The 867-nt window shown below is 46.7% G+C and carries 2 protein-coding genes and 1 pseudogene; 2 read left to right on the top strand and 1 reads right to left on the bottom strand.

Translation table 11 applies throughout. The annotated features are described in order from the left end of the window. Nucleotides 1–234 (top strand): annotated as a pseudogene (locus A3750_RS00495) (GNAT family N-acetyltransferase); the annotation flags it as partial. An 89-nt stretch (nucleotides 235–323) separates the two neighbouring features. Here A3750_RS00495 and A3750_RS00490 read toward each other — a convergent pair. Then, the gene (locus A3750_RS00490; protein WP_156498265.1) at nucleotides 324–566 is read right to left on the bottom strand and encodes a putative solute-binding protein; all 243 of its coding nucleotides are present in this window, start codon (nucleotides 564–566) and stop codon (nucleotides 324–326) included. Between A3750_RS00490 and A3750_RS00485 the strand changes: the two genes are divergently transcribed. Then, nucleotides 565–867 (top strand): putative solute-binding protein (locus A3750_RS00485; protein ID WP_255374854.1); only part of this gene is annotated, 303 nt, incomplete at its 3' end. The genes A3750_RS00490 and A3750_RS00485 overlap by 2 nt on opposite strands.

Here is an 867-nt window from a genome sequence, read left to right as displayed (position 1 = left end):
TATCTTGAGCAGAAAATTGCTCTGCGTGGGGTTGGTTCGCTGTTATATTCAGCGCTTTTTGAAGCTCTGGAGGCGTCGGACGTTCATGTTGCTCTCGCGGGTATTGCTCTGCCCAACGATCGTAGTATCGCTTTACATGAAAAGTTCGAGATGAAGAAAGTGGCACACTTGAGCCAAGTCGGCCGTAAGTTTGATCAATGGATTGATGTTGGTTACTGGCAGCGTATTCTCTAATTAAACACGGCTTGCGTTGAATGTCCTACTTTCTTGAAAGAGCCTCGAATGAGGCTCTTTGTCTGTCGAGAGGCCTATTTCTAGAAACGCTATTCGCGATCTTTCGATGTACATTCCGCTAACGCAGGGTCAATTTTGCAGCGTACCTTGCGGAATAGGGTAAGCGCTTTTCCGTCATAGACACCTTTGTCGCGCAATGCGATGCGGCTTTCACGGAATAACTCGTTCCAGTTATCTTTGGTCTTATCATTGATGTCTATCCAATATTTTTCTGGAATGGTTAACTCGCTATCCACAATTTTGCGAATCTGATCCTTGTATTTGCTGGCCATGAGTTCACGCGAGTTTAAAAACGGCGTCTGCGACATGCTCAACCTGCCAGGTATTCGCGCAAGGGAATACAACAAGTTTACGGGCAGCATTAACGCCGTTGGTGCACTGCCAACCTACGACCACTTGGCGATTGTTGTTAAGTCACTCAGCAGCCCGGGCGCATCCAAACTGATGCGAAATGGTGAGTACGAGATTATCGGTATTGGTCCAATTGGCGCCATTTTCCTATTCGTAAATGACAAATCTATTCAGAACCCTGAAGACATGGCCGGTAAACGCGTTACCGTTTTGGATAACGCA

This window comes from Oleiphilus sp. HI0079, from assembly GCF_001635105.1.
The sequence above is the reverse complement of the archived record's forward strand: the minus strand, read 5'-3'. Positions and strand labels throughout refer to the sequence as shown.

What these genes read in the sequence shown, in the direction of transcription:
- A3750_RS00490 (WP_156498265.1), bottom strand. Translation starts at nt 566, where the DNA reads ATGGCCAGCAAATACAAGGATCAGATTCGCAAAATTGTGGATAGCGAG.